Annotated in this window: 16 protein-coding genes; 15 read left to right on the plus strand and 1 reads right to left on the minus strand. The window is 44.3% G+C overall.

Translation table 11 applies throughout. The features are described from left to right. The 6 genes from HMPREF0833_RS00130 to HMPREF0833_RS00155 all read left to right on the plus strand — a co-directional run bounded on the left by HMPREF0833_RS00130 (nucleotide 1) and on the right by HMPREF0833_RS00155 (nucleotide 5,419). Nucleotides 1–255, plus strand: coding sequence for a DUF1912 family protein (locus HMPREF0833_RS00130; protein WP_013903179.1), 255 nt, complete (start codon nucleotides 1–3; stop codon nucleotides 253–255). Nucleotides 256–435: 180 nt separating this feature from the next. Continuing rightward, nucleotides 436–783 carry a helix-hairpin-helix domain-containing protein gene (locus tag HMPREF0833_RS00135; RefSeq protein WP_013903180.1) on the plus strand — a complete coding sequence of 116 codons (348 nt, stop codon included), beginning with the start codon at nucleotides 436–438 and terminating at the stop codon, nucleotides 781–783. A 288-nt stretch (nucleotides 784–1,071) separates the two neighbouring features. Next, nucleotides 1,072–1,650, plus strand: a complete 579-nt coding sequence (locus HMPREF0833_RS00140; protein WP_013903182.1) for a flavin reductase family protein — start codon at nucleotides 1,072–1,074, stop codon at nucleotides 1,648–1,650. After that, nucleotides 1,637–2,197: a GNAT family N-acetyltransferase gene (locus HMPREF0833_RS00145; protein ID WP_013903183.1), complete on the plus strand. Its 561-nt coding sequence runs from the start codon at nucleotides 1,637–1,639 to the stop codon at nucleotides 2,195–2,197. Before HMPREF0833_RS00140 ends, HMPREF0833_RS00145 begins: the two co-directional genes overlap by 14 nt. Beyond that, entirely contained in the window at nucleotides 2,197–2,775 is a 579-nt protein-coding gene (locus HMPREF0833_RS00150) for an AAA family ATPase (RefSeq protein ID WP_013903184.1), read from the plus strand. Before HMPREF0833_RS00145 ends, HMPREF0833_RS00150 begins: the two co-directional genes overlap by 1 nt. Then, nucleotides 2,768–5,419 (plus strand): valine--tRNA ligase, encoded by a 2,652-nt coding sequence (locus HMPREF0833_RS00155; RefSeq protein ID WP_013903185.1) that lies wholly within the window; start codon nucleotides 2,768–2,770, stop codon nucleotides 5,417–5,419. The genes HMPREF0833_RS00150 and HMPREF0833_RS00155 overlap by 8 nt, the downstream gene beginning before the upstream one ends. 272 nt (nucleotides 5,420–5,691) lie before the next feature. On the opposite strand, the gene HMPREF0833_RS00160 is transcribed toward HMPREF0833_RS00155, so the two are convergent. After that, nucleotides 5,692–6,306 (minus strand): TVP38/TMEM64 family protein, encoded by a 615-nt coding sequence (locus HMPREF0833_RS00160; protein WP_003011758.1) that lies wholly within the window; start codon nucleotides 6,304–6,306, stop codon nucleotides 5,692–5,694. Between the two features lie 182 nt (nucleotides 6,307–6,488). On the opposite strand from HMPREF0833_RS00160, the gene HMPREF0833_RS00165 reads away from it, so the two are divergent. The 9 genes from HMPREF0833_RS00165 to HMPREF0833_RS00205 all read left to right on the plus strand — a co-directional run bounded on the left by HMPREF0833_RS00165 (nucleotide 6,489) and on the right by HMPREF0833_RS00205 (nucleotide 12,935). After that, nucleotides 6,489–7,016, plus strand: coding sequence for a YqeG family HAD IIIA-type phosphatase (locus HMPREF0833_RS00165; protein ID WP_045759146.1), 528 nt, complete (start codon nucleotides 6,489–6,491; stop codon nucleotides 7,014–7,016). Nucleotides 7,017–7,018: 2 nt separating this feature from the next. After that, complete coding sequence (gene yqeH / locus HMPREF0833_RS00170) at nucleotides 7,019–8,125, plus strand: ribosome biogenesis GTPase YqeH (RefSeq protein WP_013903186.1); 1,107 nt, start codon at nucleotides 7,019–7,021, stop codon at nucleotides 8,123–8,125. Between the two features lie 218 nt (nucleotides 8,126–8,343). Beyond that, a complete protein-coding gene (yhbY, locus tag HMPREF0833_RS00175) occupies nucleotides 8,344–8,655 on the plus strand; it encodes a ribosome assembly RNA-binding protein YhbY (protein WP_003005853.1) in 312 nt (103 codons plus the stop codon). Between the two features lie 21 nt (nucleotides 8,656–8,676). Then, on the plus strand, nucleotides 8,677–9,309 hold the full coding sequence (locus HMPREF0833_RS00180; RefSeq protein WP_003012335.1) for a nicotinate-nucleotide adenylyltransferase: 633 nt from the start codon (nucleotides 8,677–8,679) through the stop codon (nucleotides 9,307–9,309). Beyond that, nucleotides 9,306–9,902, plus strand: a complete 597-nt coding sequence (yqeK, locus tag HMPREF0833_RS00185) for a bis(5'-nucleosyl)-tetraphosphatase (symmetrical) YqeK (protein ID WP_013903187.1) — start codon at nucleotides 9,306–9,308, stop codon at nucleotides 9,900–9,902. Before HMPREF0833_RS00180 ends, yqeK begins: the two co-directional genes overlap by 4 nt. After that, on the plus strand, nucleotides 9,903–10,403 hold the full coding sequence (locus HMPREF0833_RS00190; protein WP_013903188.1) for a cysteine hydrolase family protein: 501 nt from the start codon (nucleotides 9,903–9,905) through the stop codon (nucleotides 10,401–10,403). A 14-nt stretch (nucleotides 10,404–10,417) separates the two neighbouring features. Continuing rightward, nucleotides 10,418–10,771, plus strand: a complete 354-nt coding sequence (rsfS, locus tag HMPREF0833_RS00195; RefSeq protein WP_003014310.1) for a ribosome silencing factor — start codon at nucleotides 10,418–10,420, stop codon at nucleotides 10,769–10,771. 322 nt (nucleotides 10,772–11,093) lie between these two features. Then, a complete protein-coding gene (locus HMPREF0833_RS00200; RefSeq protein WP_280136117.1) occupies nucleotides 11,094–11,834 on the plus strand; it encodes a class I SAM-dependent DNA methyltransferase in 741 nt (246 codons plus the stop codon). A 6-nt stretch (nucleotides 11,835–11,840) separates the two neighbouring features. Then, nucleotides 11,841–12,935 (plus strand): nucleotidyltransferase, encoded by a 1,095-nt coding sequence (locus tag HMPREF0833_RS00205; RefSeq protein WP_013903190.1) that lies wholly within the window; start codon nucleotides 11,841–11,843, stop codon nucleotides 12,933–12,935. Nucleotides 12,936–13,041: the final 106 nt, after the last annotated feature.

Here is a 13,041-nt window from a genome sequence, read left to right on the forward strand (position 1 = left end):
ATGAGTTACGAAACAGAGTTTATGAAAGAGTTTGAGGAGTGGATCAAGACTCAAGTCATGATCAATGAAATGGCTCTCGAAGAAAGTAAGAAGGTTTTTGATGAAGATCAGGATGAGCGAGCTAAAATTGCTATGATTCGCTATGAAAGCCGTTTGGATGCGTATCAGTTTTTGCAAGGGAAGTTTGAAAATTTCCATGCTGGAAAAGGATTTCATGATTTACCAGATGGCCTCTTTGGTGAAAGAAAATACTAGAAGGTGATTATTGAAGGCGTTTTACTAGCTAGATTTACCTGAAAATCGAGCAATGACTTGATTTTTTAGGGGATTGTGTTACAATAAAAAAGTTGAAATGACATCAACGGATTATTGAATGGAATAATGGTGATGAAACCTTGTTGCCTTAGGGATTGATCACTGAATTTAGGAGGAAAAATGGCAAAGAAGAACGTAAACCGTGCGAAACAATACAAACATCAAAATAGACATCTTTTGAAAAAAGCTGTCGCAACTGTAACTGCAGCTGTGAAAGAAGCACCTAAAAAGGTTGAGAAAGCTACAAAAGCAGTGGCGAAAGAAGTGAAACAAGCGGCTTCTTCAGTGGAAGAATTTGCTGCAAGTTTGGAAGGTGTGGCACTTGATCGTGCGCAAACATTCTATGATGAAGGTATTCGCTCTGTTGCGGACTTCGCAAACTGGACAGAAAAAGAGTTGTTGGGCCTTAAAGGAATCGGTCCAGCTACGATCAAGAAATTGAAAGAACTAGGCGTTAAATTTAAATAATCGCTTTTGTGATTTCTTGCTATTTCAAGGAAAACTTGCTAAAATGAACCTATTAGAGGTGTTTTGAATCCCACATTTTACAGAAAGTGGCGGTGCTGAGAAGTCCACAAATGTGTCAAAACTGGTTGCTAATGGATAAAAATGAAATAATAATGTCTTTTTGTTTTAAAGACGAGAGATGCGGGCTCTGCCCGAAATTGGGTGGTACCGCGGATCAACACATTCGTCCCTGTCAGATTAATGACAGGGACGATTTTTCTTTTACACCCCTAGCCAAAGGAGGTTGTCATGAAACAATCTTTTAACACCAGTAAACTCTACTATGGTTTTCCTATCTTCATCTTGGGGTATCAGGACCAGAACTTTGAGCACAATATCACAACCTGCAGTTCGTCTTATAGTCTGGGAGATTGGCTGGTCATCGGTGTTGGTGCTGAGGAAAATGCGGCAGACCAGATTAAGCATTATCAACAGTTCACTGTGAACATCCCTGATGAAAACTTTATGCTGGAGATGGAGCAGGCTGGCTTTATCAGCCATCGGGAGAAGTTGGATCACTTAGGGCTGGACTATGAGATTTCTGAACGGACCCAGGCTCCGATTTTGGAGGCCTGTCCAGTCGTATTGGATTGCCAGGTAGATCGGATTATCGAGGAAGATGGCATTTGCCATATCTTTGCAAAGATTCTTGAGCGACTGGCTGATCCAGAACTCTTAGATGATAAAGGGCATTTTAAAAATGACCGTTTTGCACCGACCTACTTTATGGGGGACGGCCATCAGCGCGTTTATCGTTATCTGGACGATCGAGTCGACTCCATGGGAAGCTTTATGAAGAAAGCGAGGAAGAAGAATGACAAGAGCTGAACTGCCAGAAAGAATAGAAACCGAGCGTCTGGTCTTGCGAGTCCGAACAGTGGCGGATGTAGAGGATATCTTTGACTATGCTAGTCGTCCAGAAGTCTCTTACCCAGCAGGGTTTCCACCTGTCAAGACCTTGGAAGATGAGATTTATTACCTAGAACATATCCTTCCCGAACGTAATCAAAAGGATAATCTCCCAGCAGGCTATGGAATCGTGGTCAAAGGGACCGATACAATCATCGGCTCTGTTGATTTTCCTCATCGCCACGAAGATGATGTGCTGGAGGTTGGCTATACCTTGCACCCAGACTATTGGGGCCGGGGTTATGTACCCGAAGCAGCGCGTACCTTGATTGACCTGGCTTTTAAAGAACTAGGGCTTCATAAGGTAGAATTGTCTTGCTTTAGCTACAATGTCCAAAGTCAACGAGTTGCTGAGAAGCTTGGTTTCACCCTTGAAGCACGCATAAGAGACCGTAAAGATGCCCAAGGCAATCGCTGTGATGATTTGAGATACGGCTTGCTGAAGAGTGAGTGGGAGGTGGATTGATGCATGTTTTCATCATTGGAGCTCCAGCTGCAGGGAAAATGACCATTGGTCAGGAACTTTCGAAACTCACCGGTGCGACTCTCTTTTTCAACCATCAACCAATTGATTTCGCACTCGAAATCTATCAGGATTTTACGGAAGAAATGTGGGAATTTGTTCGTAGCGTTAACTTTTCTTTTCTTGGAACAAGCGCCAGGCATCATCGGTCGGTGATTTTAACAGGTGTAACTGATTTTTCAAATCAATACCATCTGATGTATTTGAAGAATATTCAAGATTTATTAAATGAGTATCATCAAGAGATTCTCTTTGTTGAATTAGAAACGTCTCTTGAGGAGCGCTTACGTCGCAATCGAACGGAGAATCGGTTGAAATACAAACCCTTGAAACGGAATTTTGAGGTATCTGAAAGAGAAATTTTAGAGACTGATAAAACAGATCAACTTAATTCTCAAAAGCAACCGAGTAGCCTTCACCACTACCTGAAAATTAATAATACGAATCTGTCTGCAGAAGAAGTCGCAAAGCAGATTCAAGAAAAAATGAAAACAATAGAGAAAGGACACACACATGTCTAAAGAACTTTCACCTAAATATAATCCAGCCGAGGTTGAGGCTGGTCGTTACCAAAAATGGCTTGACGAAGATGTTTTCAAGCCTTCAGGCGATAAAAAGGCTAAGCCTTATTCAATCGTGATTCCACCACCAAACGTAACTGGTAAACTCCACCTTGGTCACGCTTGGGATACAACTTTGCAAGATATCATCATCCGTCAAAAACGCATGCAAGGTTTTGATACGCTTTGGCTTCCTGGTATGGACCATGCTGGGATTGCCACTCAAGCTAAAGTAGAAGCCCGTTTGGCTGAAGACGGCATCTCTCGTTATGACCTGGGTCGTGAGAAATTCCTCGATAAGGTTTGGGAATGGAAGGACGAGTATGCCACTACTATCAAGCAACAATGGGGCAAGATGGGGCTCTCTGTAGACTATTCTCGTGAGCGTTTCACCCTTGACGAAGGTCTGTCAAAAGCTGTTCGTAAGGTCTTTGTAGAGCTCTACAAGAAGGGCTGGATCTACCGTGGTGAATTTATCATCAACTGGGATCCGAAAGCCCGTACAGCCCTTTCTGATATCGAGGTTATTCACAAGGATGTGGAAGGTGCCTTCTACCACATGAACTACATGTTGGAAGACGGTTCACGTGCCCTTGAAGTAGCAACAACACGTCCTGAAACCATGTTTGGGGATACAGCCGTAGCGGTTAACCCAAATGATGATCGTTATAAAGACTTGATTGGTCAAAATGTTATCTTGCCAATCTTGAACAAGCCAATCCCAATCGTAGGAGACGAACACGCAGACCCTGAATTCGGTACTGGTGTGGTTAAAATCACTCCTGCCCACGACCCTAATGACTTCTTGGTTGGACAACGTCATAACTTGCCACAAGTCAACGTTATGAACGATGATGGTACTATGAATGAATTGGCTGGTGAATTCAATGGCATGGACCGCTTTGAAGCTCGTAAGGCTGTTATCAAGAAGTTAGAAGAAATTGGTGCCCTTGTTAAGATTGAGAAGATGACCCACTCAGTTGGTCACTCAGAGCGTACAGGGGTTATGGTTGAGCCACGTTTGTCTACACAATGGTTTGTGAAGATGGATCAATTGGCGAAAAATGCCATTGCCAACCAAGACACAGATGATAAGGTTGAATTTTACCCACCTCGTTTCAACGATACCTTCCTTCAATGGATGGAAAATGTCCACGACTGGGTGATCTCTCGTCAGCTCTGGTGGGGTCACCAAATCCCAGCTTGGTACAATGCTGAGGGTGAAATGTACGTTGGCGAAGAAGCGCCAGAAGGTGACGGATGGAAACAAGACGAAGATGTCTTGGATACTTGGTTTAGTTCTGCCCTTTGGCCATTCTCAACTATGGGCTGGCCGGATGTCGACTCAGAAGACTTCAAACGTTACTTCCCAACGTCAACCTTGGTAACAGGTTACGACATCATCTTCTTCTGGGTGTCTCGTATGATTTTCCAATCATTGGAATTCACTGGCCGTCAGCCATTCCAAAACGTCCTTATCCACGGTCTCATTCGTGACGAGCAAGGACGCAAGATGTCTAAATCTCTTGGTAACGGGATTGACCCAATGGATGTTATCGAGAAATACGGTGCCGATGCCCTTCGTTGGTTCCTTTCAAACGGTTCTGCACCTGGTCAAGATGTGCGCTTCTCTTACGAGAAAATGGATGCTTCATGGAACTTCATTAACAAGATCTGGAACATCTCTCGCTACATCCTCATGAACAATGAAGGATTGACCCTGGATGCGGCACGTGAAAATGTAGCTAAAGTGGCTGCTGGTCAAGCAGGTAACGTGACAGACCGCTGGATTCTCCACAACCTCAATGAAACGATCGGTAAGGTCACTGAAAACTTTGATAAGTTTGAGTTTGGTGTCGCTGGTCACATCCTCTACAACTTCATCTGGGATGAGTTTGCTGACTGGTATGTTGAGTTGACTAAGGAAGTGCTTTATAGCGACAATGAGGACGAAAAAGTCATCACTCGTTCAGTTCTTCTTTACACCTTGGATCAAATCTTACGTCTCCTCCACCCAATCATGCCATTCGTAACTGAAGAAATCTATGGCCAAATCTCTGAAGGAACAATCGTGACTGCGGAATACCCAGTGGTTCGTCCAGAGTTTGAAAACGAAGAAGCAGCAGCCGGCGTTGAAGCTCTTAAAGATGTGATTCGCTCTGTTCGTAACTCACGTGCAGAAGTGAACGTAGCGCCAAGCAAACCAATCACTATCTTGATTAAGACAAGCGATAGCAAGCTTGATGCCTTCTTCAATGACAACGTTAACTACATCAAACGCTTCACAAACCCAGAACACCTGGAAATTGCAGCAGATGTAGAGGTACCTGATTTGGTTATGTCAAGCATCATCACAGGTGCAGAAATCTACTTGCCACTCGCTGACCTTCTCAATGTCGAAGAAGAATTGGCGCGTCTTGAAAAAGAATTGGCCAAATGGCAAAAAGAACTGGATATGGTCGGTAAGAAGCTCTCTAACGAACGCTTCGTAGCCAATGCCAAACCAGAAGTCGTCCAAAAAGAACGCGACAAACAAGCCGACTACCAAGCGAAGTACGATGCAACCGTAGCACGGATTGATGAGATGAAGAAGTTGGTGAAATAAACACAGAAACACGGCGGAATGCCGTGTTTCAGACTGAAGAAAAAGTCCATTTTGGACGATTTTCTTCAGTCTTTTTTAAAAAATAGAGAAAGTAAAAAACTCTTAAGAATAGCGCGATATCAGCATTCCTAAGAGTTTTCACTATATAGTACCCAACCTACAAAATAGCAATGTTTCTATTGCTGGTAGGGTTTGTCTACGTTCTGAAACACGGCGGTATGCCGTGTTTTTTTGTATGATTCTGTAAGAGAAAAAAATTAAGTAACCTATTTTTAGACCATTTTCCAGAAATAATCGATGATATAGGTCAGGCCGTAGGTGTAGATGACGAGGGTGATAGGTTTGCAGAGAATAATAATGGTCATGTAGCGTTTGAAGGTCATATTGGTCAGACCTGCCAGCATACAGATGAAGTCAGCGGGACTAACCGGCCAGATCATCATGAAGATAAAGAATCGATCGAACCGCTTGCCTTCATTGAGCCAGCCAATGTACTTGTCGTAGGTCTTCTGACTGACCATGGATTGGACGAACTTAGGTCCGTACATTCTGGCGAGATGGAAGATAATGGCACAGCCAATCACGATGCCGATGTAATTGTAGATGGTCCCGATAATATGACCATAGATGAAAACACCTGCTACAGATGTCAGGGCGCCGGGAATAATAGGGACCACTGTCTGAAGGATCTGAAGAAAGATAAAGAGAGGTGGTCCAAAAATACCTGCTTGCAAAATAAAAGCTGACAAGGTTTCTTTGGATTGAAGGATGCCAGAAAAGTAGGCCCAGATACAAAAGGCCAAGGTCCCAAGAGCACCAATGATAGACGACCAATTAATGATGCGCTGGAGAAGAGGAGAGACCTCTTTTAAGCTTGTTTGTTTCATAAAAAATTCCGAGTTCTTTTTCTTCTACTATACCATGTTTTTGGAACTTTGTAAGGATTTTGTCTATTTTTTGAGTAGTGAAAGCGACCTGATTGGAGTCTGTCGCTGTTTTAGTCGTGAAGCGGGTGCAAAATGGGCCTTTTTATGCTACAATGAAAGGAGTATAAAAAATGGAGAAAAACGTGTCAATCGAAAATTACAAACCAGATTTTGCGGTGGAAGCAGCTTATGATCTCACCGTTGCAGACTTGAAAAAACAGGGTATCAAGGCGGTCCTTGTGGATTTGGATAATACCTTGATTGCTTGGAATAACCCGGATGGGACTCCCGAAATGCGCCAGTGGTTGCACGACCTTCGTGATGGAGGGATTCGGGTTATCGTGGTGTCTAATAATAGTCCCAAACGGGTTAAGCGCGCTGTTGAGAAATTTGATATTGACTATGAAGCCTGGTCGCTCAAGCCCTTTACCTTTGGGATTGATCGTGCCCTCAAACGTTTTCACTATGAGAAAAATGAAGTGGTCATGGTCGGGGATCAACTGATGACGGATATCCGGGCTGCCCATCGTGCAGGCATTCGTTCGATTTTGGTCAAGCCTTTGGTCGAGCATGACTCGATCAAGACGCAGATCAACCGGGCGCGTGAACGCCGTGTCATGAAGCAAATGGCCGAAAAATATGGTCCGATTGTATACAAAAAAGGAATTTAAGAATGGAAGAATTATTCTGTATCGGCTGTGGAGCCCCCATTCAGACAGAAAACAAAGAGGGGCTAGGCTATACTCCCCAATCAGCTCTTGAAAAGGGTTTGGAAACAGGCGAAGTCTATTGCCAACGCTGTTTCCGTCTCCGTCACTATAATGAAATCACAGATGTGCATCTGACAGATGATGATTTCCTAAAACTCCTTCACGAAGTAGGAGATAGTGATGCTCTCGTGGTCAATGTAGTGGATATTTTTGACTTTAATGGATCCGTTATCCCTGGCCTACCACGCTTTGTAGCAGGAAATGATGTCCTCTTGGTCGGAAACAAAAAAGACATCTTGCCTAAGTCTGTCAAGGATAGCAAGGTAACCCATTGGTTGATGGAGCGGGCCCACGAAGAAGGCATGCGTCCTGTCGATGTGGTCCTCACCTCTGCCCAAAACAAGAGTGCTATCAAGGACTTGATGGAAAAGATTGAGCAGTACCGTAAGGGCCGTGATGTCTATGTGGTGGGTGTGACCAACGTTGGGAAATCGACCCTTATCAATGCAATCATCCAAGAAATCACTGGGGACAAGGATATCATCACGACCTCTCGCTTCCCAGGGACGACACTGGACAAGATCGAAATTCCGTTGGACGATGGATCCTATATCTACGATACACCCGGGATTATCCATCGCCACCAGATGGCCCATTACTTGACAGCAAAAAATCTCAAGTATGTCAGCCCTAAAAAGGAAATCAAACCCAAAACTTATCAGCTCAATCCAGGGCAAACCCTCTTCTTGGGTGGTCTAGGACGTTTTGACTTTATCAAGGGAGAAAAGCAAGGTTTCACCGCCTTCTTTGACAACGAACTCAAACTTCACCGAACCAAGCTTGAAGGAGCGACTGCCTTTTATGACAAGCATGTCGGTGGTTTACTAACTCCACCTAATAGCAAGGAAAAAGAAGAGTTCCCACCCTTGGTTTCTCATGAGTTTACCATCAAGGACAAGACAGATCTCGTTATCTCAGGACTCGGCTGGATCCGCGTCAATGGAGAAGCCAAAGTAGCTGTCTGGGCACCAGAAGGCGTTGCCGTCGTTACCCGCAAAGCTATCATTTAAAAATTTGAAAGGAAATAGTTTCTTTATAGACTGGGCGAGTGCAACGAGCCTAGAAAGGATACTTTTCGCTGTGGTGAAAGCCTAAGTAGATATTTTACTACTTAGGCGCGGAAAATTTGAGACTTTAGGCTCAAATTTAAGTCATGGAACTCCGCTAGGAGGTCGCTGACGACCGCCACCACATCAGAAAAGTATCAAAAAAGAAACAATGAAAAAACATGACATTAACATCTAAACAACGGGCTTTCCTCAATAGCCAAGCCCACAGCCTCAAACCCATTATCCAAATTGGGAAAAACGGGCTCAATGACCAAATCAAAACCAGTGTGCGCCAAGCGCTTGATGCGCGCGAACTGATCAAGGTAACTCTTCTTCAAAATACGGATGAGAACATCCATGAAGTAGCAGAAATCTTGGAAGAAGAAATCGGCGTGGAAACGGTCCAAAAGATTGGTCGGATTCTCATCTTGTTTAAACAATCGAGCAAAAAAGAAAATCGTAAAATTTCAGCGAAGGTAAAAGAAATTTAAGACATCGAGGAGAGCAAACCTATGGCAATTGAACTATTGACTCCCTTTACCAAGGTAGAGTTAGAGCCAGAGATCAAAGACAAGAAACGCAAACAAGTTGGTATTTTGGGTGGAAATTTCAATCCGGTCCACAATGCCCATTTGGTCGTTGCGGATCAAGTGCGCCAACAATTAGGGTTAGATAAGGTGCTCTTGATGCCTGAGTATGAGCCGCCGCATGTCGATGCCAAGGGGACGATTGCTGAGCACCATCGCCTTAAGATGCTGGAATTAGCCATTGAAGGCATTGAAGGTCTGGAGATCGAGACGATTGAACTCGAGCGGAAAGGGATTTCCTATACCTACGACACCATGCTCTTGCTCAATGAACGGGATCCAGACACAGATTATTACTTCATTATTGGTGCAGATATGGTAGATTATTTACCAAAATGGCACCGCATCGATGAATTGGTGGAGATTGTGCAATTTGTCGGGGTCCAGCGGCCACGCTATAAGGCGGGGACTTCTTATCCGGTGATCTGGGTGGATGTTCCTCTCATGGACATCTCTTCTAGTATGGTGCGTGATTTTGTAGCCAAGGGTCGGACGCCGAATTTTATGTTGCCAAAACCAGTCTTAGACTACATCAAGAAAGAAGGATTGTATCAATGACCTATGAAAACTATCTAGGCTTTTCTCGTGAGGTCTTGCTTGAAAAAATGCGCCAAATCCTGCCAGAAAAGCGGCTTACTCACTGTTTAGGGGTTGAGAAGGCTGCGCGTGACTTGGCCAAACGCTATGGGGCTGACGAAGAGCAGGCTGGCCTAGCAGGTTTGTTACATGACTACGCCAAGAAATTATCAGATCAGGAATTTCTGGACTTGATCGATCGCTATGAGCTGGATCCAGCATTAAAAAACTGGGGCAACAATGTCTGGCATGGGATGGTCGGGATTTATAAGATCCAAGAAGACCTCGGACTGACAGATCCAGCCATTCTTCGCAGTATTGAGATTCACACCGTGGGGAGTGGACAGATGTCAACCTTAGACAAGATTGTCTATGTGGCAGATTACATTGAGCACAACCGGGCCTTCCCGGGAGTGGATCAAGCACGTGACATCGCTCAAGTCTCTTTGGATCGTGCCGTGGCTTATGAGACGGCTCGCACAGTCGAACACCTAGCCCACCAAGGATTGCCCATTTATCCCCAAACCCTTGAAACCTATAACGCCTTTGTGAAGTATTTGAAAGAGGAGCAATGAGTGAAAACAGCTTTTATCATTATTGATGTACAAAATATCTTAGTGGAAACAGGCTTTGAGACAGAAATGATCTTAGAGAAGATCGCTTATTTGCAAGATCAGGCTAGAAAACAGCAGGTTGAAATCATCTATATACAGCATATTGAAACGCCAGAGGCTTTAACTTCGGAAGATTGGCAATTATCGCCTCTGTTGAAAAGACAGGCGAATGAAAAGGTATTTCAGAAGCGATACAATAGCATGTTTAAGGAGACAGGATTAAAAGAATACTTGGATCAACAAGGGATTGAACAACTGGTCCTGTGTGGTATGCAGACAGAATATTGTGTCGATACATCCGTCAAAGTCGGGTTTGAATACGGCTACAAGCTGGTCATTCCAGAAGGAGCTGTCACAACCTTTGATGGAGAGGATATTCCGGCAGAAACGCTTAATGAATTTTATGAAAATATTTGGGCAGAACGTTTTGCGGATGTCTTAGATTACAAATCAATTTTTTAAGGAAAGAGGATTACATGAAAGAAAAAGAACTACTTGAACTAGTTGTCAAAGCAGCAGATGAAAAGCGTGCGGAAGACATTGTAGCTTTGGATGTTCAAAGCTTGACCAGCGTGACAGACTACTTTGTCATCGCAAGCTCTATGAACAGCCGCCAATTGGAGGCTATCGCTGAAAATATTCGCGAGAAGGTCGTTGAAGCTGGTGGCAATGCCAGCCACGTCGAAGGTGATTCAGCTGGAGGTTGGGTCCTTCTTGACTTAGGTGGTGTGGTGGTCCATGTCTTCTCAGAAGAAATGCGTGCCCACTATAACCTAGAAAAGCTATGGCACGAAGCAAGTGCTGTCGATCTTTCAGCAGCTCTAGCATAAGCAGGTAAACTCAGTTGGTAGCAACTGAGTTTTGTTGGTTAAATTGAAATTCTATGGAAAGAAAGGATGGGGCCTCGTGTTTAGTTAGTTTGATAATTGAACACGAGCTAAAAGCTGTGAGAAAAAGAGTAACTTCCTTTGTATCTGACGATGCGGCAGAAAGTTTCCTATTTTCTCTTTGCTTTTAACGCTCTTTGTATCTTAGAAAGGATTTGAACCCGTCCTGTAATCCTCGGAAAATAGATAGCTCTCCTTGGAGCTTAGCTCCATCGTCGTGCTCCTAATTTTCTATCGGATTACGGGCGGACTTGGTATCATGAATATGGCGACTTATGAAACGTTTGCGGCGGTCTACGATGCGGTCATGGATGATAGTCTGTATGACTTATGGACGGATTTTTCCCTCCGCCATCTCCCAAAGACAAAAGATAAGAAAAAATTGCTAGAATTGGCTTGTGGGACAGGGATCCAGTCTGTTCGCTTTTCTCAAGCTGGTTTTGATGTGACAGGGTTAGACCTGAGTGCGGACATGCTGAAAATTGCTGAAAAAAGAGCTGCTTCAGCCAAGCAGAAGATTGATTTTATCGAGGGCAATATGCTGGACCTGTCGCAAGCAGGCACTTATGATTTCGTGACCTGCTACTCGGATTCTATCTGCTATATGCAGGACGAGGTAGAAGTAGGGGATGTCTTCAAAGAAGTCTACAATGCCCTTAATGAAGATGGTGTTTTTATCTTTGATGTCCATTCGACCTACCAGACGGATGAGGTCTTCCCAGGCTATTCCTACCACGAAAATGCAGAAGACTTTGCCATGCTTTGGGATACCTATGAGGATGAAGCCCCTCACTCGATCGTCCATGAGCTGACCTTCTTTGTCCAAGAAGAAGATGGATCCTTTAATCGGCACGATGAAGTTCATGAGGAGCGTACCTATGAAGTTTTAACCTATGACATCTTATTGGAGCAGGCTGGCTTTAAATCCTTTAAACTCTATGCAGACTTTGAAGACAAAGAGCCGACAAAGACCAGCAAACGTTGGTTTTTTGTAGCACAGAAGTAGGAAAACATGACAGTTACAGGTATTATTGCAGAATTTAATCCCTTTCACAATGGTCACAAGTACCTGCTCAAACAGGCAGAAGGGCTGAAGATTGTTGCCATGTCTGGGAATTTTGTTCAACGTGGCGAGCCTGCCATTGTAGACAAATGGATTCGCACGCAGATGGCTTTGGAAAATGGAGCGGATCTGGTGGTCGAGCTCCCCTTTCTCGTTGCTGTTCAGTCAGCTGATCATTTTGCCAAGGGAGCGGTAGAGATTTTGTCCCGTCTGGGAATCGACCAATTGACCTTTGGGACAGAAGAAGTCTTGAATTACCAAGCGATTGCGACTGTTTATTCGGAGAAAGAAGAGGAAATGGAAGCTTTCTTGCGAAGCCTTCCGGATGATTTATCCTATCCACAAAAAAACCAAAAAATGTGGGAAACCTTTGCTGGAGTGGAGTTCACAGGAGATACTCCCAATCATATTCTAGGGCTGGCTTATGCCAAGGCTTGTGCTGGGAAGGGGATTGCGCTTAAGGCTATCCAACGGCAAGGTGCGGGCTACCATTCAGAAGAAAAAGAGGTAGCTTATGCTTCTGCGACTAGTCTACGCTTACACAAGGAAGATCAGGACTTTGTCGCTAGATTCATGCCCAATAGCCAACTCTTTCAGTCGGCTCCACAGGTATCTTGGGAGGATTATGACCAACTGCTCCGTTATCAAATCCTAACCCATCCGGATCTGACACAGATTTTTCAGGTCAATGAGGAATTGGCCAATCGGATAAAGGATGCGGTTCGAAGTGCTAGTTCTGTGGAAGACTTGGTGGAGAAAGTCGCCACCAAGCGCTATACTAAGGCGCGAGTGCGCCGCATCTTGACCTACATCTTGGTAGGGGCGATGGATCAAGCTCTTCCCGACGCCATTCATGTCTTAGGTTTTTCCGCAAAGGGACAAGCTCACCTCAAAGGCTTGAAAAAATCAGTAGAAATCGTGACTCGAATCGGTAAGGAACCTTGGGATGCTTTGACCCAACAAGCGGATCAGGTGTATCAGCTAGGTAATCCCCAATTGCCAGAGCAGATCTGGGGTCGAGTGCCTGTGAGGGTGGAAGAATAAACAATCTGACGTAAATTTTCTCTGCTCACATTCACGTAAGGCAAGAAGTTTATGATGCACGGAAACAGTGTTTATCTACTGTCTAAAAATTCCTTTAGACAGTAGA

Source organism: Streptococcus parasanguinis ATCC 15912 (genome assembly GCF_000164675.2).
In the GTDB taxonomy this organism is placed as follows: Bacteria; Bacillota; Bacilli; order Lactobacillales; family Streptococcaceae; genus Streptococcus; species Streptococcus parasanguinis.

What these genes read in the sequence shown, in the direction of transcription:
- HMPREF0833_RS00130 (WP_013903179.1), top strand. Translation starts at nt 1, where the DNA reads ATGAGTTACGAAACAGAGTTTATGAAAGAGTTTGAGGAGTGGATCAAG.
- HMPREF0833_RS00135 (WP_013903180.1), top strand. Translation starts at nt 436, where the DNA reads ATGGCAAAGAAGAACGTAAACCGTGCGAAACAATACAAACATCAAAAT.
- HMPREF0833_RS00140 (WP_013903182.1), top strand. Translation starts at nt 1,072, where the DNA reads ATGAAACAATCTTTTAACACCAGTAAACTCTACTATGGTTTTCCTATC.
- HMPREF0833_RS00145 (WP_013903183.1), top strand. Translation starts at nt 1,637, where the DNA reads ATGACAAGAGCTGAACTGCCAGAAAGAATAGAAACCGAGCGTCTGGTC.
- HMPREF0833_RS00150 (WP_013903184.1), top strand. Translation starts at nt 2,197, where the DNA reads ATGCATGTTTTCATCATTGGAGCTCCAGCTGCAGGGAAAATGACCATT.
- HMPREF0833_RS00155 (WP_013903185.1), top strand. Translation starts at nt 2,768, where the DNA reads ATGTCTAAAGAACTTTCACCTAAATATAATCCAGCCGAGGTTGAGGCT.
- HMPREF0833_RS00160 (WP_003011758.1), bottom strand. Translation starts at nt 6,306, where the DNA reads ATGAAACAAACAAGCTTAAAAGAGGTCTCTCCTCTTCTCCAGCGCATC.
- yqeH (WP_013903186.1), top strand. Translation starts at nt 7,019, where the DNA reads ATGGAAGAATTATTCTGTATCGGCTGTGGAGCCCCCATTCAGACAGAA.
- yhbY (WP_003005853.1), top strand. Translation starts at nt 8,344, where the DNA reads ATGACATTAACATCTAAACAACGGGCTTTCCTCAATAGCCAAGCCCAC.
- HMPREF0833_RS00180 (WP_003012335.1), top strand. Translation starts at nt 8,677, where the DNA reads ATGGCAATTGAACTATTGACTCCCTTTACCAAGGTAGAGTTAGAGCCA.
- yqeK (WP_013903187.1), top strand. Translation starts at nt 9,306, where the DNA reads ATGACCTATGAAAACTATCTAGGCTTTTCTCGTGAGGTCTTGCTTGAA.
- rsfS (WP_003014310.1), top strand. Translation starts at nt 10,418, where the DNA reads ATGAAAGAAAAAGAACTACTTGAACTAGTTGTCAAAGCAGCAGATGAA.
- HMPREF0833_RS00200 (WP_280136117.1), top strand. Translation starts at nt 11,094, where the DNA reads ATGGCGACTTATGAAACGTTTGCGGCGGTCTACGATGCGGTCATGGAT.
- HMPREF0833_RS00205 (WP_013903190.1), top strand. Translation starts at nt 11,841, where the DNA reads ATGACAGTTACAGGTATTATTGCAGAATTTAATCCCTTTCACAATGGT.